The organism is Acidovorax sp. SUPP3434 (assembly GCF_030159015.1).
Taxonomy (GTDB): domain Bacteria; phylum Pseudomonadota; class Gammaproteobacteria; order Burkholderiales; family Burkholderiaceae_C; genus Paracidovorax.
Map to the genome: position 1 here is coordinate 13,326 of NZ_BQXL01000024.1, position 20,465 is coordinate 33,790.

21 protein-coding genes are annotated in these 20,465 nt (G+C 68.6%); 6 read left to right on the forward strand and 15 right to left on the reverse strand.

Annotated elements, in window-relative coordinates; translation table 11 throughout:
• The first annotated feature begins 10 nt into the window (after window positions 1–10).
• The 3 genes from rph to hemW all read left to right on the forward strand — a co-directional run bounded on the left by rph (window position 11) and on the right by hemW (window position 2,750).
• Complete coding sequence (rph, locus tag AVKW3434_RS22665; protein WP_272564819.1) at window positions 11–742, forward strand: ribonuclease PH; 732 nt, start codon at window positions 11–13, stop codon at window positions 740–742.
• A 121-nt stretch (window positions 743–863) separates the two neighbouring features.
• Entirely contained in the window at window positions 864–1,463 is a 600-nt protein-coding gene (gene rdgB, locus AVKW3434_RS22670; RefSeq protein WP_284407620.1) for an RdgB/HAM1 family non-canonical purine NTP pyrophosphatase, read from the forward strand.
• Window positions 1,464–1,493: 30 nt separating this feature from the next.
• Window positions 1,494–2,750 carry a radical SAM family heme chaperone HemW gene (gene hemW, locus AVKW3434_RS22675; RefSeq protein ID WP_284407621.1) on the forward strand — a complete coding sequence of 419 codons (1,257 nt, stop codon included), beginning with the start codon at window positions 1,494–1,496 and terminating at the stop codon, window positions 2,748–2,750.
• 64 nt (window positions 2,751–2,814) lie between these two features.
• Here hemW and AVKW3434_RS22680 read toward each other — a convergent pair whose 3' ends face one another.
• The 5 genes from AVKW3434_RS22680 to AVKW3434_RS22700 form a co-directional block, all read right to left on the reverse strand.
• Window positions 2,815–3,147 carry an I78 family peptidase inhibitor gene (locus tag AVKW3434_RS22680; RefSeq protein WP_284407622.1) on the reverse strand — a complete coding sequence of 111 codons (333 nt, stop codon included), beginning with the start codon at window positions 3,145–3,147 and terminating at the stop codon, window positions 2,815–2,817.
• A gap of 126 nt (window positions 3,148–3,273) precedes the next feature.
• The gene (locus tag AVKW3434_RS22685; RefSeq protein ID WP_284407623.1) at window positions 3,274–4,740 is read right to left on the reverse strand and encodes an SPOR domain-containing protein; all 1,467 of its coding nucleotides are present in this window, start codon (window positions 4,738–4,740) and stop codon (window positions 3,274–3,276) included.
• Between the two features lie 51 nt (window positions 4,741–4,791).
• A complete protein-coding gene (locus AVKW3434_RS22690) occupies window positions 4,792–6,093 on the reverse strand; it encodes an SAM-dependent methyltransferase (RefSeq protein WP_284407624.1) in 1,302 nt (433 codons plus the stop codon).
• Window positions 6,090–6,884: a DUF1365 domain-containing protein gene (locus AVKW3434_RS22695; protein WP_284407625.1), complete on the reverse strand. Its 795-nt coding sequence runs from the start codon at window positions 6,882–6,884 to the stop codon at window positions 6,090–6,092. The genes AVKW3434_RS22690 and AVKW3434_RS22695 overlap by 4 nt, the downstream gene beginning before the upstream one ends.
• A complete protein-coding gene (locus tag AVKW3434_RS22700; RefSeq protein WP_284407626.1) occupies window positions 6,881–8,275 on the reverse strand; it encodes an NAD(P)/FAD-dependent oxidoreductase in 1,395 nt (464 codons plus the stop codon). The genes AVKW3434_RS22695 and AVKW3434_RS22700 overlap by 4 nt, the downstream gene beginning before the upstream one ends.
• 233 nt (window positions 8,276–8,508) lie before the next feature.
• Between AVKW3434_RS22700 and AVKW3434_RS22705 the strand changes: the two genes are divergently transcribed.
• Window positions 8,509–9,051: a sigma-70 family RNA polymerase sigma factor gene (locus AVKW3434_RS22705; RefSeq protein WP_284402687.1), complete on the forward strand. Its 543-nt coding sequence runs from the start codon at window positions 8,509–8,511 to the stop codon at window positions 9,049–9,051.
• Entirely contained in the window at window positions 9,048–9,707 is a 660-nt protein-coding gene (locus AVKW3434_RS22710; protein ID WP_284407627.1) for a ChrR family anti-sigma-E factor, read from the forward strand. The genes AVKW3434_RS22705 and AVKW3434_RS22710 overlap by 4 nt, the downstream gene beginning before the upstream one ends.
• A 41-nt stretch (window positions 9,708–9,748) precedes the next feature.
• Here AVKW3434_RS22710 and AVKW3434_RS22715 read toward each other — a convergent pair whose 3' ends face one another.
• The 10 genes from AVKW3434_RS22715 to AVKW3434_RS22760 all read right to left on the reverse strand — a co-directional run bounded on the left by AVKW3434_RS22715 (window position 9,749) and on the right by AVKW3434_RS22760 (window position 19,641).
• Window positions 9,749–10,168, reverse strand: coding sequence for a DUF2177 family protein (locus tag AVKW3434_RS22715; RefSeq protein ID WP_272564809.1), 420 nt, complete (start codon window positions 10,166–10,168; stop codon window positions 9,749–9,751).
• A gap of 21 nt (window positions 10,169–10,189) precedes the next feature.
• Window positions 10,190–10,855 (reverse strand): DUF6134 family protein, encoded by a 666-nt coding sequence (locus AVKW3434_RS22720; RefSeq protein ID WP_284407628.1) that lies wholly within the window; start codon window positions 10,853–10,855, stop codon window positions 10,190–10,192.
• Window positions 10,852–11,658, reverse strand: coding sequence for a DUF1295 domain-containing protein (locus tag AVKW3434_RS22725; protein ID WP_284407629.1), 807 nt, complete (start codon window positions 11,656–11,658; stop codon window positions 10,852–10,854). The genes AVKW3434_RS22720 and AVKW3434_RS22725 overlap by 4 nt, the downstream gene beginning before the upstream one ends.
• Window positions 11,659–11,668: 10 nt before the next feature.
• Window positions 11,669–12,712, reverse strand: coding sequence for an SAM-dependent methyltransferase (locus tag AVKW3434_RS22730; protein WP_284407630.1), 1,044 nt, complete (start codon window positions 12,710–12,712; stop codon window positions 11,669–11,671).
• A gap of 118 nt (window positions 12,713–12,830) precedes the next feature.
• Window positions 12,831–14,468, reverse strand: coding sequence for a histidine kinase famiy protein (locus tag AVKW3434_RS22735; protein ID WP_284407631.1), 1,638 nt, complete (start codon window positions 14,466–14,468; stop codon window positions 12,831–12,833).
• Between the two features lie 119 nt (window positions 14,469–14,587).
• Window positions 14,588–15,589, reverse strand: a complete 1,002-nt coding sequence (locus AVKW3434_RS22740) for a cytochrome d ubiquinol oxidase subunit II (RefSeq protein ID WP_502869165.1) — start codon at window positions 15,587–15,589, stop codon at window positions 14,588–14,590.
• 16 nt (window positions 15,590–15,605) lie between these two features.
• Window positions 15,606–16,973: a cytochrome ubiquinol oxidase subunit I gene (locus AVKW3434_RS22745; RefSeq protein ID WP_284407633.1), complete on the reverse strand. Its 1,368-nt coding sequence runs from the start codon at window positions 16,971–16,973 to the stop codon at window positions 15,606–15,608.
• Window positions 16,974–16,979: 6 nt separating this feature from the next.
• Window positions 16,980–17,567 (reverse strand): GbsR/MarR family transcriptional regulator, encoded by a 588-nt coding sequence (locus AVKW3434_RS22750; RefSeq protein ID WP_284407634.1) that lies wholly within the window; start codon window positions 17,565–17,567, stop codon window positions 16,980–16,982.
• Window positions 17,568–17,677: 110 nt separating this feature from the next.
• Window positions 17,678–18,598 carry a ZIP family metal transporter gene (locus AVKW3434_RS22755; RefSeq protein ID WP_284407635.1) on the reverse strand — a complete coding sequence of 307 codons (921 nt, stop codon included), beginning with the start codon at window positions 18,596–18,598 and terminating at the stop codon, window positions 17,678–17,680.
• 77 nt (window positions 18,599–18,675) lie between these two features.
• Window positions 18,676–19,641 carry a ferritin-like domain-containing protein gene (locus AVKW3434_RS22760; RefSeq protein WP_284407636.1) on the reverse strand — a complete coding sequence of 322 codons (966 nt, stop codon included), beginning with the start codon at window positions 19,639–19,641 and terminating at the stop codon, window positions 18,676–18,678.
• 243 nt (window positions 19,642–19,884) lie between these two features.
• On the opposite strand from AVKW3434_RS22760, the gene AVKW3434_RS22765 reads away from it, so the two are divergent.
• Window positions 19,885–20,220 carry a DUF6172 family protein gene (locus AVKW3434_RS22765; protein WP_284407637.1) on the forward strand — a complete coding sequence of 112 codons (336 nt, stop codon included), beginning with the start codon at window positions 19,885–19,887 and terminating at the stop codon, window positions 20,218–20,220.
• Window positions 20,221–20,465 lie beyond the last annotated feature (245 nt).

Genomic DNA, 20,465 nt, shown 5'->3' on the forward strand with positions numbered 1-20,465 from the left:
ACCCCATTCCATGACCTCTTTCACCCGTCCGGGCGGCCGTGCCGCCGACCAGTTGCGCCCGGTGCGCATCACCCGCCGCTACACCATGCACGCCGAAGGCTCGGTGCTCATCGAGTTCGGCAACACCAAGGTGCTGTGCACCGCGTCGGTGGAAGAGCGCGTGCCGCCCCACAAGCGCGGCAGCGGCGAAGGCTGGGTGACGGCAGAGTACGGCATGCTGCCCCGGTCCACCCACACCCGCAGCGACCGTGAGGCGGCCCGCGGCAAGCAGAACGGCCGCACGCAGGAGATCCAGCGCCTGATCGGCCGCAGCCTGCGGGCCGTGTTCGATCTCCAGCGCCTGGGCGAGCGCACCCTGCAACTGGACTGCGACGTCATCCAGGCCGACGGCGGCACGCGCACGGCGGCCATCACCGGTGCCTGGGTCGCGGCGCAGGATGCGGTGGCCCATCTGATCGCGCGCGGCAAGCTGGCCGAATCGCCCATCACGGCCCCGCTGGCGGCCATTTCGGTCGGCATCGTGGAAGGCACGCCGCTGCTCGATCTGGAGTACGTGGAAGACGTGGCCTGCGACACCGACATGAACGTGGTGATGACCGGCGCCGGCCACTTCGTGGAGGTGCAGGGCACGGCCGAAGGCGTGGCGTTCACCCGCCAGGAAATGGACCGCCTGCTGTCTCTGGCCGAAAAGGGCGTGGCCGAACTGGTGGCGCTTCAGCAGCAGGCGCTGCGCAACGGATAGCGATAGCGAACGCGGCCTTGGCCGTCCCTGGCCATCCCCGTTGCACCGATGGAAATCGCATATGCTATTGAATTTGTAGCGGTATGCCCTAGATGAATATGCGCTGGAAGCCATTTTGACCATGAAACTCGTACTCGCATCCAACAACCAGGGCAAGCTGGCCGAACTGCAGACGCTGCTGGCGCCGCTCGGCGTGGTGCTCGTGCGCCAGGCGGACCTGGGCGTCGGCGAGGCGGCCGAGCCCTTTCGGACCTTCGTGGAGAACGCGCTGGCCAAGGCGCGCTTTGCCGCCCAGCACACCGGACTGCCGGCGCTGGCCGATGACGCCGGCCTGTGTGTCGATGCCTTCGACGGATTGCCGGGCGTGGACACGGCCTATTACGCGACCCGATTCGGCTACGACAAGGGCGACGCGAACAACGTGCGCGCGCTGCTGGAGCAGATGCAGGGCATCGACCAGCGCCGCGCGGCGATGGTGAGCACCCTCGTGGCGGTGCGCACGCCCGAGGACCCGGAGCCGCTCATCGCCGTGGGCCGGGTCGTGGGCGAGATCGCGCGCGAGCCGCGTGGCAGCCAGGGCTTCGGGTTCGATCCGATCATGGTCGTGCCCGAGTTCGGCAAGACCTTCGCCGAGCTGCCGACGGAGGTGAAGAATGCCAATAGCCACCGGGGCCGGTCGGCGCAGCAGATGCTGGCGCTGATGCGCGAGCGCTGGTTCTGAGGCTCTGGCGCTTTTCGGAGATTCCTGGCCGTGTCCCTTTCCATTCCCATCGTTCCCGAGGCCTCGGCGGAGGCCGCGCCGGCGCCCGTGCGCGACGTGCAGCACTCCATGCGGCCCGGCGTGCTGCAACTGGGCAGCCTGCCGCCGCTGTCGCTGTACGTGCACCTGCCCTGGTGCCTGAAAAAGTGCCCCTACTGCGATTTCAACTCGCACGAGTACCGTGAGGGTGGCGTTGCGCAGGCCTTGCCCGAGCAGCGCTACCTGGACGCGTTGATGGCCGACCTCGAGGCGGCGCTGCCGCTGATCTGGGGCCGGACGGTGCACAGCATCTTCATCGGCGGTGGCACACCCAGCCTGTTCTCGCCCGCCGCCATCGACCAGTTGATCGGCGGCCTGCGCGCGCGGCTGCGCCTGGAGGCGGATTGCGAGATCACGATGGAGGCCAATCCCGGCACGTTCGAGAAAGACCGCTTCCGGGCGTACCGCGCGGCCGGGGTGACGCGGCTGTCGATCGGCGTGCAGAGCTTCGACGACCGTTTCCTGAAGGCGCTGGGGCGGGTGCACGACGGTGCCCAGGCCATGGCCGCGGTGGAAGAGGCTGCGCAATCGTTCGAGACCTTCAACCTCGACATCATGTACGCCCTGCCGGGCCAGACGCTCGCCGATCTGGAGCAGGACATGCGCACCGCGCTGGCGCTGGGGCCGCCGCACATCTCGATCTACCACCTGACCATCGAGCCCAACACGGTGTTCGCCAAGTTCCCTCCCGTGGTGCCCGAGGACGACCAGGCCTACGCCATGCTGGACCGCATCACCGAGATGACGGCGCAGGCCGGGCTGCAGCGCTATGAAATCTCGGCCTATGCACGCGAGGGCCACGGCTGCTTTCACAACACCAACTACTGGCAATTCGGCGACTACCTGGGCATCGGCGCGGGTGCGCACAGCAAGATCAGCTTTGCGCACCGCGTGGTGCGGCAGGTGCGTTTTCGGGACCCGGGGCGGTACATGGACCACGCGCTGGCAGGCCATGCGGTGGCGCAGGACGACGAGGTGCGCCGGGCGGACCTGCCGTTCGAATACATGCTCAACGCGTTGCGCCTGCGCGAGGGGTTTGCGCTGCAGGACTTCATGGCGCGCACGGGCCTGCCGTTGACCGCGATTGCCAAGGCGCTGGACGAGGCCGAGCGCAAGGGCCTGATCGAGCGCGACATGGCGCGCGTGCGCCCCACCGAGCGGGGCTTCGATTTCCTGAGTGACCTGCAGGCGCTCTTTCTGGCCGACTGACGGGCGAGCGCTCCGGCGCCTGGACCGCCAGCCACCACCGGCCGAGCCGACCGGGTGCCGGTCGTCAGCCGCAGCGCGCCGCGACGATGCGGCCGTTGGCGTCCACCTGCAGGTTCAGGCGGGTGGCGTCGAACTCCTTGGTCACGATCTGGTCGGGGCGCAGCACGCGGGCCATCTGCGCGCCGGAGCGCACCCGGGCGTCTTCCACCACCTTGGCCGTGCTGTTCTGGCCCACCACCACCTGTGCGGGCGGGCCGCTGCAGATGCCGCCCGCGGGCGCGCCCGTGCTGCTGGTGGTGCCTGGCGTGGCGCTGCCCCAGGGGGCGTTGGTGGAGCAGCCGGCGGCCAGCAGGGCGGCGGCGGTGAGGGCGAGGGCCGTCAGGGAGCGTTGGGACATGTTGGAAAGCGATGTCGTTGGTGAATGAAAGGAGCACACCTTAGCGCAGGGTGCTGGCGGCAGGGTCACCAGTGGTAACGCGGCAGCGGTCCCCGCGCCGTCCCCGCGGCCAGGGGGGCCGAAGGGTCAATTCCGCGGCGGCGCAGGGAGCGCCGCCGCGGAAGCATCCAGGCCCAGGTCGCGCACCTTGGCCGCCGCCGCGTTGGCTTGCGACGCGGAGGCGAACGGCCCCACCCGCACGCGCAGCAGCTTCTGCCCGCCCGAGGTGGTGACGGGCTGCGACGTGGCCGGCAGGCCAGCCTCCCGCAGCCGGGCATGGGCGCGGCGCGCATTGGCAGGTTCGGCAAAGAGGCCGACGTTGATGTACAGGCGCCGGTCGGGCGCGGTGGTCGCGCTGGCTGCACTCGCAGCTGGGGTGGAGGTTTTGTCCGGGGCCGTCGCCGTCCGAGCCGCGGCTGGCTTGGGCGCGGAGGCGCGCGGTTTGGTCGGTTCGGCAGCCGCACGGCTGGCGGGTGCGGCTTTCGAGGCCGCCGTGGCCAGGGCCGACGCTGGTGCTGACGCGGCTGTCGCCTGCGCTGGCATGGCGGCCGGGACGGAGGCCGCGGATGGAGCGGACCGGGCGGCGGGCGACTGCACGGGGGAGGACGCGCTGAGCGCCGTGGCCCGCGTGGGTTCTGCCGAGACCTGGGAGGCGACGGCGGATGCCGGAATCGCTATGGCCGGGGCTGCTGCGGAGGAGGCTGCTGGCGCGCGCGGAGTGGCTTGCGGGGCTTGTGCTTTCGCCGGCAGCGAAGCCGCAGGGACGGGCGCGGCGGGCGCACTGGCCCCGGCTGCGGGGGGGGTGGTGGGAGCGGGTCCGGGGAGCGGGGCCGTGGCCGGCGCTTCGGGCCGCACGGCACCGCTGGCCCCATTCGATGCCGCTGGCCTGGCGGCAGGTACCACCCCGATGGCGGTCGCTGGCACGGCCGATGCGGCGGGCGTGGGCGCTGCCGCAGGGGGGCTGCCGGCGGATGGGCCTGTCAAAGAAGCCCCGGCAGGCAGCAGCAGGTACAGGGCCAGCGCAGCCACCGCCAGCGCTACGTTGGCCGCGGCGATCCACCCCAGCCGGCGCCGGGTCGCCGCGCGGCGGGCGAGCCATTCGCCCGCCTGGGGCAAGGTGGCCGAGGCAGAGAGCGCCTTGGTGATGCGCTTGCGCACCTCGGCATGGAAGATGGCGTCGCCGTAGAGCCCGGGCACCACCGTGGCGGCCAGCAGGAGGGCAAGCAGCACGCCCGACAGCACCGGCAGCGGCCACTGGGCCACGTACTGGCCCAGCGCGAACACCAGCAACGCCACGCCTTCGAGGGCCGCCACATAGACGAGGGCGGCCCCCCAGAGCTGGCGGAACACCAGCCAGTTCAGCGTGCACAGGGCCGCGGCCCAGTTCCAGCGCGGCAGCGGGCGGCCCGCGGTGTCGAGCCGCTCGAAGGCGGGCAGGTAGTAATCGGCATTGACCGGGCCGATCGCGGCGCGGTAGAGCGTTCCCATCGTGGTGTCGTCGGAGCGGCGGGGAACGAGGGCGGCATGGGCCGAATAAGCCGTGTGGGCAAGCATGGCGAGATTCTGGCACGCACCCCGCCGTGTGGGGCGCTGGGCGAGTGCGGTTTACCCGGGGCGGTGCGGTGTGTCGGGCGTGTCCGGGGCGGCCGGCGGGGCATGGACGATGGTGTACAGGCCCACGTCCACCCGGCCGGTGCTGAAGCCGGCTTCGCAATAGCACAGGTAGTACTCCCACAGCCGACGGAACGGTGCATCGAAGCCCAGCGGCTCGATCGTGGGCCAGGCGCTCAGAAAGCGGTGGCGCCATTCGGCGAGGGTGGTCGCATAGCTGGGGCCGAAGGTTTCCGCAGCCTGCAGCGCCAGGCCCGCGTTCGCCAGCGCTTGCCGCAGCCGCGAGGGCGAGGGCAGCATGCCGCCCGGAAAGATGTAGCGCTGGATGAAGTCGGTGGTGCTGCGGTACTGCTCGAACTGCGCGTCCGCGATGGTGATGACCTGCACCACCGCCCGGCCGCCGGGGCGCAGCCGCTCTTTGAGCGTTTCGAAATAGGCCGGCCAGTAGCGCTCGCCCACGGCCTCCAGCATTTCGATGGAGACGATGTGGTCGAACTGGCCTTCGACGTCGCGGTAGTCCTGCAGCCGCAGGTCGATGTGCTCGGTGAGCGCCTCGTCATGCACGCGCTGGCGGGCGTGGCGCAGTTGCTCGGACGACAGGGTGAGGCCGGTCACCGAGGCGCCGGTGTCTCGGGCCAGGGCAATGGCCAGGGCGCCCCAGCCGCAGCCGATCTCCAGCACGCGTTCGCCGGCCCGGGGCGCCAGCAGGGTGGCGATGCGGGCCAGCTTGGCCTGCTGGGCCTGCTCCAGCGATTCCTGGCCCGTGCCATAGATGGCGCTGGAATAGAGCATGTCCGGATCCAGCCACTGGGCATAGAAATCGTTGCCCATGTCGTAGTGGAACGAGATGTTCTGGCGGCTGCCCCGGCGGGTGTTGGCGCGGCGCAGGTGGAACAGCCGCGCCAGCAGCCGCGCTGGCAGGCTGGCCTGCAGCGCGCGGCCCCAGCCGGCTTCGTTGCGCACGCCCAGCTCCAGTAGGGCGGCCAGGTCGGGGCTGGACCATTCACCCTGGCGGTAGCTCTCCGCCAGGCCCAGGTCGCCGCCCACGGCCAGGCGCCACAGCGGGCGCCAGCGGTGCAGCACGAGGGTGCCGTGGGGCCCGGGCTCGGTGCCGCGGCCTTCGGCGCGTTCGCCGCCGGGCAGCTCCACGGTCAGGGTGCCGCAGCGCACGTTGGTCAGCAGGCGGCGCAGCACGCGCTGCAGGGGGCGCGACCGCCAGGTGGCCCGGCGGGGCATCGACGCGACCGCATGCGTGCCGTCCGTCGGAAGTCCGGTGGAGGGGGTGGGGAGGGTCATAGGTCTTTGGTTTTGATGATGGTCACGGGCAGGGCCGGCGCGGGCGGCTTTGTGTGCAGCGGCACCCTTTTGATCCAGAGCTTCAGTGCTTCCCAGTGGATGGCGCCCATCACTTTCAGCGTGAGCAGCGGGTGGGTGAGGAAGGTGCGGGCGAGGGCGCGGTCGTCGAGCGGCCGGCGGCGCGCATGGAAGCGCGCGACCAGCACGGGTCCGTTCGCATCGCTGGCCGTGATGCCCACGCCCAGGTGGTCGCGCTGCGCCGCGGGCAGGGAGATGTCGAAGGCATAGCGCATCGACAGCCCCAGAAAGGGCGACACATGGAATTCCTTGTCGCACGACTGCCGGATGCGGGTGGCGTGCTGCTCGGCTTCGGGGACGGCAATGAGGTAGCTGTGGCGCTCGCCGAAGGTGTTGTTCACCTCGTAGAGCAGGGCCTGGAGCGCGCCGTCGGGCCGGTGGCAGAAGTACACGGTCAGCGGGTTGAAGGCGTAGCCCAGGATGCGGGGCATGGTCAGCAGCTGGATGCGGCCGCCGGGCGCCAGCCCCGCCCGGGCCAGTTGCTGTTCCACATGCTGGCGCATCGGCAGGCCCTCGGCGCCGCCGTAGTCCCTCTCGTGCAAGCTGAACAGGTTGAAGCGATTGACGGAGAACAACCGCAGGCGGCGGTCGAGCCCTTCCAGTTCGTCCAGGTCGATCAGCAGCGAAAAGACGCGGTACTGCAGCCGGTGCCGGGCCGGGCTGAGCCGCTGGTGCATCACGCGGCCGGTATAGAGCGCGGACTGGCCCGTCACTGCACGGCCCCTGGGTGCGCTGCAGCCCCCGCAGAGACCGCGGGCAGGTGGATGCGGCCGGATTCGTCGTCCACGCTCCAGGGCCGGCGCACGCCGCCCAGGGCCTCCGCCACGGCGAGGCCGGCCTGCAGCCCGTCTTCGTGGAAGCCGGAGCCGAAGTAGGCACCGCAGAACCAGGTGCGTCGCTGGCCCTGCAGCGACCAGAGCGATCGCTGGGCCTGCATGGCGGCGCCGTTGAAGATCGGGTGCTCGTAGGTCTGCGTGTGCAGCAGGTGGCGGGGGTGCGGTTCCTGCGTCGGGTTGAGGGTGAGGAACAGCGGGGTGGCGTCCGGAATGTGCTGCAGGCGGTTCATCCAGTAGGTCACGCTCAGGGCCTCGCTGCGTTCGCGCTCGGCGGCGTAGTTCCAGCTGGACCACACCGCACGGCGCCGGGGCATCAGGGCCGGGTCGTTGTGCAGCACGGCCCGGTTGCGGCTGTAGCCGAAGGCGCCGAGCAGGTCGGTCTCTGCCTGGCTCGCATCCGGCAGCAGGCGCAGGGCCTGGTCGGCATGGGTGGCGATGACCACCTGGTCGAAGCGCCGCGATTCCTGCGCATCGCCCGTGCGCACGTAGGCGCCCTCGGCGGTGCGCCGCACTTCGATGGCCGCGCTGTCCAGGCGCAGCCCCTGCCCGAGAGCCTCCGTGATCTTCTGCACGTAGCGCTGGCTGCCGCCTTGCACGGTGCGCCAGGCCGGGCGGTGCCCGAGGTTCAGCAGGTGGTGGTTTTCGCAAAAGCGCACGAACGCCTGGACGGGGTACTCGCCGATGCGCGCCGCGGGCGTGGACCAGATGGCGGCAGCCATGGGATAGAGGTGGTCCTCGCGGAACGCCCGGCCATAGCCGTGCTGGTCGAGATAGGCATCGAGCGAGAGGTCGCCCAGTCGGCGGACATCGGCGGGCGCCCGGCGGTAAAAGCGAACCAGATCACGCAGCATCGACCAGAAACGGGGGCTCAGCAGATTGCTGCGCTGGGCGAACACGCCGCCGAAGCCGGTGCCGCTGTACTCGAGTGCGCCGCCATCCAGGCTCACGCCGAAGGACATGTCGGTGGCCAGCGTAGCCACGTTCAGGTGCGCGAACAGCGCCGTCAGGTTGGGATAGGCCGATTCGTTGTAGACGATGAACCCGGTGTCCACGGCGATGTCGCCCTCCGGCCCGGGCACGTGGACAGTGTGGCTGTGGCCGCCGGGCCGCTGGTCGGCCTCGAACAACGTGACCTGGTGGCGTTGGGCGAGCAGCCACGCGGCCGACAGGCCGGAAATGCCGCTGCCGATCACGGCCACGTCCAGCGGCCGCCCCGTCGGGGCGGCCTTGGCGGGCGATGCGGGCACGGGCGCCGCGTGGATTGTCATTGCGTCCATCCTCGAAGTCTCCTCGCGGAGTATTGTGTCGGTATACGCAGTGACCACGCGTTTGGATTCCACCAGATGGGCGTGATCTAATCCGCCGGGTGTTGCGTATGAGCAGCATGACCACCGTCCGCCAGCCCGCAGAGCGGCCTTCCAGGCCTCGAAAATCCTGGCCTCCTTATTTGTCGATCGTGACCCAGCCACCCACCCATGGAGCCCATCCGACGGGAGACGCGTTGAGCGCCCTGGTCCAGGCGGTGGCCGCCCAGGGCGACCGGCAGGCGTTCGCGGCGCTGTTCAAGCACTTCGCTCCGCGCGTGAAGGCTTACCTCATGCGCCTCGGAACCCCGGAGAGCGTGGCGGAGGACCTGGCTCAGGAGGCGCTGGTCAGCGTCTGGCGCAAGGCGCACCTGTTCGACCCGGCGCATGCCGGAGTCTCCACCTGGGTGTTCACGATTGCGCGCAACCTGCGGGTGGACCACTTTCGGCGCCGATCCAACCTGGCGCTGGAACAGGACGAAGGCCAGGGCGAGCAGCTGCCCGACACGGCGCCCGCGCCAGAAGAACACTGCTACGCCGCGCAACAGGAGAGCGACGTGCGGCATGCCCTGCAGCAGCTGGCGCCCGAGCAGGCCCAGGTGCTGCGGCTGTCTTTCTTCGAAGAGCATCCCCACGCCCGGATCGCGCAGGATCTGGGCATTCCGCTGGGCACCGTGAAATCGCGGGTCCGCCTGGCGATGAACCATTTGCGCCGCTTGCTCGGCCACCTTGAGCCATGACGATCCAACACCATCCTGCCGACGACGTGCTGCTGGCCCAGGCCGCCGGGCACCTGCCCGCGGCCGCCTCGCTGCTGATCCAGGCGCATGTGGCCATGTGCGCGCACTGCCGCGAGCGCTTGTGCACACTCGAAATGGTCGGCGGTGCCATGCTGGACGGCATCGCCCCGGCCACGTTGCAGCCCGATGCCCTGGCGCTCACCCTGGCCGCCATCGACGGCGCTGCACATCGCCCTGTCCCTGGCCGGCGGTCATCGACACGCCCGGCATCCTGGCCGGAAGGCGCCTTCTGGCCCGATGTGCTCGATGCCTGCCAGGTCTCCCCCTGGCGCTGGCTGGGCCCCGGCATGCGCTGGAGCCGCGTGACCCTGCCGGACGATGCCCAGGCCAACGTGCTGCTCCTGCGGATTGGTGCGGGCAAGCGTTTGCCGCAGCATACGCACAGCGAGGTGGAATGGACCCAGGTGCTGCATGGCGCCTTCCACGATGGGCGCGCGCGGTTCGGCCCGGGAGATTTCGACGGCGCCGATGGGCATGTGCACCATCAGCCGGTGGTGGAGCCGGGCGGCGAATGCATCTGCCTGGCGGGCATCGAAGGCCGGGTGGTTTTTGATGGCGCCATCGCGCGCTGGGTCGGCGCGCTCGCCGGCATGTGAGCGGATGCGCGCCCTGTCGAAGGGCGCGTGGCGGAAACCAATCAGCGCAGCGGACCGCCCCAGCGCAGGGTGGCCAGGCACGCTGCCGTGGCGGCTGCGCCTGTGACGAAAGCGCCCCAGCACATGTCGGCGATCGTCACGCTCCACGGCCAGTCTTTCAGGGTGGCCTGGTTGGTCAGGTCGTAGGTGGCATAGGCGATCAGCCCCAGCAGGGCGCCCATGCCCAGGGCCGATGCCCAGCTGCGCTGCTCCACCGCAGGCAACACCGCCATCACGACCACGCCGGCGACGTAGATCAGGTAGAACAACGCCGCGGGTGCCACCGAAAACTTGTCCTGCATGAGGTGCCCGATGGCGGGGCGGTAAAGGCGGTCGGCCATGGTGGAGAGCCATACGGCGTCGAGCGCCAGGAAGACCAGGGCCGTGGAGGCATAGGCGACGGCAAGGGGGCGGATCATCATGGGTGTTCTCCTGGGGGTCGGTTATTTCAATCGGTAGCTGAGTCGGCGGCCGCTGCCCACGGTGGAATCGAGGCCGATCCACGCGCCATCGGCGGCATACCAGAGGTCGATCGGGTGCGGCAGCCCGGTGATGCGCCAGCGCACTGCCGCCACGGTTTCGCCCCGCACGTCGAGGGTGCCTTCGCCCTGCCGCACCACTTGCACGGCATCGATCTTGCCGGTCTGGGCATTGAGCAACTGCGTCTGGCTGCGGATGGCCGGGTTCCAGTAGGCAAAACTCAAGGTACACGCGGGCATGCCTTCGGCGGGCGGAGTGGTGCTGCCCGGAGCGGGAAAGCGCAGATCCACTCTGTTGACCTTGCCGTCGTCCTGCGTCTCCGCGGTGATGGCTTCAAGGCATCCATCTCGCCAAAGTTCACGGGCATCGTGCCGGTAGCGATAGACCACCAAGCCGAGCAGCTTGACGGCAAAGCGGGCTTCGCTGGTCAGCACGCGCTCCTGGGCCGCAGGCGCCGACAGGCGAAAGCGGTGTTCACCGATCGGCGTGCCATCCAGGGCCACCTGGAAATTCCACTCGTTGGCCGCCGGCATTGCCGCGGCTGCAGGCATGGCCGTGGCGGTCCACAGCAAGGCGGCGGCAACGCACCAGGCGGTTTGCCGGGCGCAGGATGCAAGGCGGCCGGTCATCGGAGGCCTCCGGTGCGCGGTGGTCCCGGAATGAAGGCATTGGTGCGCAGCATGTACTCGCGGTAGGCCGGACGCCGCTCGGCGATGTCTTTTTCCAGCAGCGCCACGCCCGACACGCGCAGCAGCAGGACCGTCATGAGCGCGGGCGACACGATGGTCCACACGTCCGCCCAGCCCGTGCCTGCGAGCGCCAAGAGCCAGAGGCCCCACCAGACGCAGGCTTCACCGAAATAGTTGGGGTGGCGCGTGAACCGCCACAGGCCCCGGTCCATGACCTGCCCGGCATGGGCGGGATCGGACTTGAAGCGCGCCATCTGCGCATCGCCCACCGCCTCGAACACAATGCCGAATCCGGCCAGGGCGATGCCGATCGCATCGATCGTGCCCAGCGGGTGGGGCGATGCCGCCAGACCCGCCAGCAAAGGCGCCGAGACGATCCAGGCCAGTACGCCCTGCAGGCCGAACACGAGGTACAGGCTCTTGACGGCGAAGTTCGGGCGGTTGCGTTCGCGCATCGCGCGGTAGCGGTGGTCTTCGCCGTGCCCCCAATTGCGTGCGGTGATGTAGGCGCACAGCCGCAGTCCCCAGATCCCCGACAGCAGCAGCAACGCAATGCCCCGGGCCCCGAGGCTCGGGGCCAATGCCCCGTACACGGCGCCGCAGCCGGCGATGAGCACGGGCCACGCGCGGTCGGCCAGGCTGGCGTCCCTGCGGGCCAGGCTCACCAGCCATGTGGCAACGGAAGCGGACAGGGCCCAGGCGAGGCCGTACAGGGCCCAGGTGACGGTAGCCGATGCATTCATGCCGTTCCGATCAGTCGCGCCGGTGGAACAAGTAGTGGCTCACCCACCACTGCTGCCCGCCGTCAAAGCCGAAGAGCTCTTCCACCGACAGGAAAAACAGGCGCCACCGGCTCCACCACGCCGGGGCGTCCTCTCCGTAGGTGCGGCGGAACAGTGGCATGAGCGCGTCGTGTTGCAGATCCATGTTGTCCAGCCAGGCGCGCGCCGTGCGTTCGTAATGCGTGCCGTCCCAGCGCCAGCGCCGCCGCAACTGCAGATCGTCCTGGCAGTGCAGGGCCAGATCGTCGCTGGGCATCATGCCACCGGAGAAGAAATGCTTGCTCATCCAGTCGCTCGCATCGCGCTCCTCGAACGGATAGGGCGCTTCGCGGTGGGCGAATACGTGCATGAAGAACCGGCCCCCGGGTGCGAGCCAGTGCGATACGTTGGCGAAGGCCTGCGGCCAGTTGCGAAGGTGCTCGAACATCTCCACCGAAACGATGCGGTCGAAGCGGGCCGCAATGTCGAAGCGGTTGAAATCGCAGGTGATCACCTGTACGTTGGACAGACCGCGCTTGGCCGCTTCCGCATTGATGTAGGCGCGCTGCGAGTGCGAATTGGAGACGGCAGTGATGCGGCTGGCGGGGTAGCGCTGCGCCATCCACAGCGTGAGGGACCCCCAGCCGCAGCCCAGCTCCAGAATGCGCTGCCCGTCGGCCAGCCCGGCGTGCTCGCACGTTCGCAGGAGCGCGGCTTCTTCCGCCTGCGCCAGGGTGGCGGCTCCGTCGCCCCAGTAGCCGCTGCTGTACTTGCGATGCGGGCCGAGCACCGCGCCGAAGAATTCGGCCGGCACCTCGTAGTGCTGCTCGTTGGCTTTGTCGGGCAGCGGTGCCAGCTCGGCCTTGCGCATGGCATCCACGAAGGCCTGCGTCTGCTCTGCCGTGGCTGCGGCATCGCCGCTGCGCATTTCCTGAAGGCGCTCTTTCAGAAGCCGGCGAATGCCGTACCGCACCATCTGGTCGGGCACGATGCCTTGCTCGGCCCATCGAATGGCATTGGCGGTGCTTTTCGGCATGTGCGGCTCCTGGAATGCCGCGTCGGAGTGTGCGGCCTGCTTTCTGTACGCAGGCCTGTGGCCGTTGGATTGCTGGCGGCGCGAAATTTCACTGCATCGCGCGCCCGGTTTCATGCCTTCAGGTCCGGGTGCCGGTGGCGCCGTCCAGCACCATGCGCACGCTGCGTGCCAGGTCCGCCAACCGATAGGGTTTTTTCAGGATCTCGAACTCCGTCGGCGCCACGTTGGCCAGGCTGCCCATGTCGCGGTCGAACCCTGTAGTGAGCAGGATGTGGATGCCCGCCACGGTCTTGCGCATCTCCCGCGCGAGTTCGTAGCCGTTCAATCCCCCGGGCATCACCACGTCGGTGAAGAGCAGATCCGGCAGCGCGTCCTGCGGCAACGCCCGCACCAGTTTCAGCGCGGCGTGGGCGCTGTGCGCCACGTGCACGGTGTAGCCCAGCCCCTCCAGCATGGCCTGGGCCAGTTCGGCCACCTCGACCCGGTCGTCCACCACGAGGATGGTTTCACTGCCTCCCCGGTTTTTCGGGGTCAGCGATTCGGCCAGGTCGGGATGGGGGCGGCCGTGCACGGCAGGGAAATACATGCGCACCGTGGTGCCCAGGCCCACTTCCGAATAGATGGTGACTGCGCCGCCCGACTGCTTGGCGAAGCCGTACACCATCGACAGGCCCAGGCCCGTGCCCTTGCCTTCTTCCTTGGTGGTGAAGAAGGGGTCCATCACGCGCGACACCACTTCGGGCGGGATGCCGGCGCCGGTGTCCGTCACGGAGATGGTGGCGTAGTGGCCGGACTGCAGTCCGGAGAAGGTGTCGCCATCCTGCGCATCCAGGTGGATGCCCTGGGTTTCCACGCGGATGCGGCCTCCGTTGGGCATGGCATCACGGGAGTTCAGCAACAGATTGAGCACAGCCACTTCGAGCTGCGTCGTGTCCAGCTCGCAGTTCGGCAGGTCTTCGCCGAGCACGTATTCCATCTCGATGGCTTCGCCCAGCGTGCGTTCGGCCAGCGTGGCCATGCCCCGGACGAGGCTGTTGAGATTGACCACCCGACCTTTGAGCTTTTGCTTGCGCGAGAAGGCCAGCAACTGCTGGGTCAGCGTGGATGCCTTGGATACCGCACTGCGAATGCTGTCGATGGAACGGTCGATGTCCTGCGGCCCCAGGCGGTTGTTGCGGTTCTTGACGCGCATGACGTCCAGGTGCCCGGACATCACTTGAAGCAGGTTGTTGAAGTCGTGGGAGATGCCGCCGGTGAGCTGGCCGAGGGCCTCCATCTTCTGCGCCTGCGAAAGGGCTTCCTCCGCATCGCGCCGCCGGCTCACGTCCAGTTGCGAGGCGAAGAAATAGACGAGTTCGCGCCGGCTGTTGTAGACCGGTGAGATGAAGAGGGCATTCCAGAACGAGGAGCCGTCCTTGCGGTAGTTGAGCAGCTCCAGCGAAATTTCGCGCCGTTGCTCGATGGCTTCGCGGATGGCGGCAATGGTGTTGCGGTCGGTCGCCGGGCCCTGCAGGAATCGGCAGTTGTGCCCCATGATCTCCTGGACGGAGTAGCCCGTCATCGCCACGAAAGCCCGGTTGCAGAACACGATGGGGTTGTCGGGCTGGCGGGGGTCGGTCACCAGCATGGGCATGCGGGTGGTTTCGATGGCCGCAAAGAAAATGTCGTCCTTGTGGTCGGACACTTCGCTGGGGGCGCCTTCGGCCACATAGGCTTGCCACGGGCCGGGTACAGGGGGCTTTTCGCTGCTGCTCATGTTGCAGGAATCCTAATGCAATCGCCTTTGCAACGGCCTGCCAAATCTGCCCGGCCGGTGTAGGTGCACACGCCGCCATGGCCCTGATTGCCATGGCATGGCGTGCCCGGGCAGCGATCTCAAAGCCCGTACGTCAGCGCTTTCGCCTTGCCCCAGAACACCCGGTACATGAAGATGGTGTAGGCGATGATGGCCGGCAGGGTGATGCCCACGCCGACGGCCACCACTGCGAGCGACTCGGTCGCGCTCGCGGCCTGCCAAACCGTGATGCGGTCGATAACGATGTAGGGGTACAGGCTGTATGCCAGCCCGAAGAACGCGAGGAGGAACACCGCGACGGTGGCGACGAACACGATCCAGCCGTAGCCCGCGTTCACGATGCGTGGGGTGTGCAGCACGTGGTGGATGGCAAACAGCGCCGCGGCGCAGGCCAGGGGAATGGGCAGCAGCACGAAGAGCTGGGGCAGCGCGAACCATTTCTCGAACACCGTGTGGCTGACCAGGGGCGTCGCCAGCGAAATGGCGCCCAAGGCCAGGGCCATGGGCCACAGCACCGCACGGCCCCACGCCAGCGCCTTGCGCTGCAGGTCGCCCTCGGTCTTCATGAGCAGCCAGCCGACACCCAGCATGCAGTAGGCCGCGGGCAGCGTGGCGGCAATGCCGGCGGCGAACAGCGTGGGCCACAGGCCCTCCGCGAAGCCGGTCACGTAGGCGCCCAGCATCCAGCCCTGCGCGAGTGTGGTCACCAGCGAGCCGGCGGCGAAGGTGCGGTTCCAGGCGGTCTTGTGGGAATCGCGCGCCTTCACCCGGAAGTCGAACGCCACGCCGCGCAGGATGAGTCCCAGCAGCATCACGGTGGCCGGCGCATAGAGCGCTGAAAGCACCACGCCGTGGGCCATCGGAAAGCACACCAGCAGCACGCCCACGCCCAGCACCAGCCAGGTTTCGTTGGCATCCCAGAACGGTCCGATGCTGGAGACCATGGTGTCTTTTTCGGCATCGGTGGCGAAGGGCAGCAGCATGCCCACCCCCAGGTCGTAACCGTCCAGCACCACGTACGCCAGCAGGGCCAGGCCCATGACCGCCATGAAGGCGAGGGGCAGAACATTGGCAAGGGTCATTTCCATGGCGAGCACCTCAAATGGCTTGCGGCGCCGGCGGGCGGACCGCCGGCGTGGGCATGGCCGCGTGTTCGGCCATGTACTTGATGACGGCGACATAGCTCACCAGCAGCGTGGCATACACCGCCAGATAGGCGGCGAGCGACATCGCCACGGTGGAGGGTGGGTGCTGCGCCACCGTGTCGGCGGCACGCAGCAGGCCGTACACCAGGTAGGGCTGGCGTCCGATCTCGGTCACATACCAGCCGGCCAGCGTGGCCACCCAGCCCGAGAAGGTCATGGCCACCAGCGTGAAGAGCAGGGCGCGCGGGAGCGACGCCACGGGCGAGGCCTCCTTGCGGCGGCGCCACAGCGCGAAAGCGCCCCACCATGCCACCGCCAGCATGAGCATGCTCATGCCGACCATCACCCGAAAGCTCCAGAACACGGGCGCGACGGGCGGATGCGCGCCTTGGAATGTGTCGAGGCCCTTGAGCTCGGCCTCGCTGTCATGCGCCAGGATCAGGCTGGCGGCCTTGGGGATCTGCACGGCGTAGTCGGTGCGGCCCTCTTTCTCGTTGGGCCAGCCGAACAGCGTGAGCGGCGCGCCCTTTTCGGTGTGCCAGATGCCTTCGATCGCGGCGATCTTGGCAGGCTGGTGCTGCAAGGTGTTGAGGCCATGCATGTCGCCCATCAGGATCTGCGCGGGGATGGCCACCGCCACCGCGACGAGGGCGGCGCGCAGCGCCAGGGGCGTGCCGAGCGTGGCCGTGCCGCGGATCAGCTGCCAGGCGCTCACACCGGCCAGCAGGAAACCGGCGGTCAGCGTGGACGCCAGCAGCTTGTGGCCCAGGCGGTAGGGGAAAGAGGGGTTGAAGACGATGGCCAGCCAGTCCACCGCGTGGAACTTGCCGTCGATGATCTCGAAGCCCGCAGGGGTCTGCATCCAGGAGTTGAGGCTCAGGATCCAGAAGGCCGACAGGGTGGTGCCCCCGGCCACGAGCAGGGTGGCGATCAGGTGCACGCGGTCGCTCACATGCTGGCGGCCGAACAGCATGATGCCCAGGAACGTCGCCTCCAGGAAGAACGCGGTGAACACCTCGTAGCCCAGCAGCGGGCCCGCGATGTTGCCGGCGCGCTCCATGAAGCCGGGCCAGTTGGTGCCGAACTGAAAGCTCATGGTCACCCCCGACACCACGCCGAGGGCGAAGGTCAGCGCGAAGACCTTGGTCCAGAAGTAGTAGGCCTGCTCCCAGCCCTGCGCGGCCGGGGTGCCGGCGGCGGCCCGGTGGCGCAGCCGGAAGTACACCAGGAACCAGCACAGCGCGATGTTGATGGTGGGAAACAGGATGTGAAAGCTGATGTTGGCCGCGAACTGGATCCGCGAGAGCATGAAGGTGTCCATGGCGGTCTACCGGTCCTTGGCGCCCTGCTTGGCGGTGCCGCCCTTGCCGGTGAGCCGGTCCTTGAACTCCAGCACCCGCGTGACGGCGGTGCCCATGCCCATGAGCTGCATCGCGGTCTCGGGGGCGAGGCGCTGCACGTCGTCGAACCAGGTCATCAGGCGGTCGATGAGGTCGTGCATGTCCTGCATGCGCTGCTGCGCATGGCGTTCGTCCTCGGACGGGGGCTCTTCCAGCAGGGCCATGCGCAGCATGGACAGCGTGGGCTCGATCTCGCGGCGCCGGCGCTCTTCGGCCAGGGTGCGGAAGATCTGCCACACGTCCTGTGGTGCTTCGAAGTACTCGCGCCGGTCCCCCGGCTGGTGGCGCAACTGGACGAGCCGCCAGGCCTGCAGTTCCTTCAGACCCATGCTCACGTTCGAGCGCGAGAATTCCAGCGTCTCGGCGATTTCATCCGCATTGACGGGGCGGGGCGACAGGTAGAGCAGGGCGTAGATCTGCCCGACGGTGCGGTTGATGCCCCAGCGGCTGCCCATTTCGCCGAAGTGGGCCACGAATTGTCGATTCAGGGAGGGGAGCGGCTTGATCTGTGTCATGCCGCGATTGTGCCTCGGGTTTATTGAATTTTCAGGATTTACTGAAAATTCAATAAGTACATCAGGGCCGAATCATAGGCAGACAGCGCTGCAAAGCCGGGATGGGCCGTTCATCCCAGGGCGGTATCGAGCAGCATCATCACCACGAAGCCCAGCATCAGTCCTCCCGTGGCGAAGGCCTCGTGCCCCTTGCGGTGGGATTCCGGAATGATCTCGTGGCTGATGACGTACAGCATGGCGCCTGCGGCCGCAGCGAGCCCCCAGGGAAGCAGGCTGGCCGACAGGCCGATCAGTGCCACGCCCATGACGGCCGCCACCGGCTCGATCAGGCCGGACACCACGCCCAGGCCCGCGGACATCCAGCGGCCGTAGCCCACGCCGCGCAGGGCCAGCGCCACCACCATGCCCTCGGGTACGTCCTGGATGGAGATGCCCGCGGCCAGCGCCTTGGCGCCCACGCCGTCCGGGCCGGCGAAGGCGACCCCGATGGCCAGGCCCTCGGGCAGGTTGTGCAGGGTGATGGCGAGCACGAAGAGCCAGGCGCGCTTGATGGCGCGGGCCTGCGGGCCTTCCAGCCCTTTCACGAAATGCTCGTGCGGCACGGCGCGATCGATCAGCAGCAACAACAGGGCCCCGCCCAGGATGCCCGCGCCCACGATGCCGCCCGCCCCCCACGGCCCGGCGCCCTGGGACTTCGCCGCGGCCAGGGCGGGAATGACGAGGGAGAACGCACTGGCCGCGAGCATGACCCCGGCGCCGAAGCCGAGCATGGTGTCGTGCGTGCGTTGCGAGAACTTCTGCGACAGCAGCACGGGCAGCGTGCCCAGCGCCGTTGCTGCAGCCGCCATCAGCCCGCCCAGCAGGGCGCCGCGCAGCCGGTCGTCTCCGCTGACCAGGCCACCCATGGCCTGTGCCGAGAGGATGGCCAGGCCCGCGGCCACGATGCCCAACCCCAGCCATTGGCGCCAGGACAGGGTGTGATGCACGGGCACTTCGGCATGGCTTGCCGGATCATGGGAATGCAATGGCATGGCAAGGACTCCTGCAAGGATGGGCGGGGTGGGCGGAGACCACGGCGGCACGACGCCGCGGCGGTGCCTTCGGGCGGCTACATGTAAACGCTGCTCAGCCGCAGGCTGCCATTCACGCCGGCCGGGAAGAACCCGCCCTGGCTGGCCGCGTTGGGCGTGAGATAGACGATGTTGAGCACGTCGTCCGGAGAGCGGCTGTAGGCGATGCCGTTGGCGTCCAGCGGAACGATGTTCGATGCCCCGGCCGCGTTGGGCGCGATGCCCTGGTCCACGTCCTTGGAGTTGTCCAGGGTGTCGCGCGCATCGGAAATCTTGCCCGCCGCCGCCTGGGCATCGATGCCCTTCGAATACAGCACCGTGCGCACCAGGCCCGCATGGTAGGCCTCTGCGGCCAGGATGCCGGCGGCGGCCTCCAGGTAGGTCTTGTTCTGGATCAGCGGCGCGGCGCCCTTGTAGGCCGTGACGCCCACGTCCTCGAAGATGAAGGCGCCCAGCAGAAAGCTCAGATCGTCCTTGTAGGGGTTGAAGGCCGTCCCGGCCGGGATCAGCCCGGAGGCCTGCGCCGCCTTGGAGAAGGCACCGTTCGGGTCGGTGCCGCCCACGTCGATCGACGGCATGGCGACGGCGGACGATCCCAGGGCGGCCCGCAGGAAGTTCACATGGGCCAGTTCGTCGGCGGCGATCTCCTTGGCATAGGCCGCCACCACCGGGTCGGAGAAGGGCACCTTGGTGCCGCCGATCACGGTGCCGCGCGTGCCCGTGCCGGTGGTCTGCGCATCGGGCAGGCCGGCGCCGGTCGTGGCGTAGAGGTAGAACTGCGCCTCCAAATACTCCAGGTTCAGCGCGAAATTGAGGATCTCCGGGTCGGTGGGCGCGTCGGCGCCGACGGCCGGGCCCGATCCGCCGCCGCACGCGGTGAGGATGGCGCCTCCCGCCATGCCGGCGGCAAAGCCCCCGGTCTTGCGAAAGAACATGCGACGCTCTTTGAGCTTGTCGGAGCGGCGTTGCAGGATTTCAAGGGGCGATGCAGGGATGTCGATCATGGTGGTTCCTGGTGGTGTGCGGAGCACGAAGGTCACATGTCGGTCCAGCGGCAGGGAGCCGTTGCCGGAGAGGCAGGAAAGCGGGGCCGGCCGATGCCCGGCACTGCATGCCATGGATCGCCTCCGCCGTCTTCCTGTGGTGGGGGTACGGGGCTGGTGCAGCAACGGATTCAAGTTTCTTTGCCATGCCGGCCATGCGGTGGCACGGGCATGGCGGGCGGTCCACTGGGGCTACCATCGCCCATGCGAAAAAACTTCACCCTCATTTCCCCCAACAAGCAGCGCGAGCGTGTTCTGGATGGCGTCAAGCATGAAATCCGCCAATACCTGCGCCGCGAACGCAAGCGCGAACTGCCCGCCGGATCGAACTACTGGGACTTCGATTGCCGCTTTGGCCTGACGAAGGAGTCTGCGGAAACCGTGCCGCTGGCCGACTTGATCGATCACGTGGGCGCTGCGGCGGCGGACGGGGCGGATGCCTTCTATGTGGAGGTGCTGGCACGCCCGGCCGTGAAGGCCGTGCACGAGCGGCGTGCCACCCCGGACGACGAAGGGGACGACGAGGGCGCGCAGGGGTAGGCCGAAGCGGCGGAGAAGGTCCGCTGGCTGCCATTGGCAGTCATGGCAGTCAAAAGCCGCTCATGCCGGCGGATTGTTTGCCGTTGTTGCTATGAATTCAGTAGCAAATATCTGAATAAGCGCTCTCGGCCCTGGCTCTGCGGAAGGCGTCACCCGCCTTCCGAGGGCCCGGGATTGGAGGCGATCCCCGCGCCGCTGTGGCGGTTCGCAGCATTTTCTGACCGAGGCCATGCAGCAGGACGCGT